The sequence below is a fragment of the Streptomyces fildesensis genome (assembly GCF_016107395.1).
Classification (GTDB): domain Bacteria; phylum Actinomycetota; class Actinomycetes; order Streptomycetales; family Streptomycetaceae; genus Actinacidiphila; species Actinacidiphila fildesensis.
Window position 1 is genome coordinate 1 of sequence record NZ_JAAIKO010000337.1, and the last position, 248, is coordinate 248.

Sequence of the window (248 nt, forward strand, 5' to 3'; positions counted from 1 at the left end):
CACCTTTCTTTCCGCCGGTCATGTCAAATCTCAGCTTCTCTTCAGGAGGCATATTGAAGAAATCCCTAGCTAGGCGAGTCATATCTGCAATAACTCTTTCGTCAATTCCGTGATCAATCACTTGAAAAATGCCCCAATCCTCACACGCACGAACGATTTTGTCGCATATCTCATTCCTAATCTCCTCCCCATCATCGATTCCGGCCAGCGAGATCACCGGAATCTCGTCGCTGAAGCTGTTGTAGGCC

General features: G+C 48.0%; 1 protein-coding gene. It reads right to left on the reverse strand.

What is annotated here, in order from left to right:
* A partial coding sequence (locus tag C6N31_RS43120; protein WP_306665091.1) for a 2-oxoglutarate and iron-dependent oxygenase domain-containing protein occupies positions 1 to 248 on the reverse strand: 248 nt, incomplete at both ends.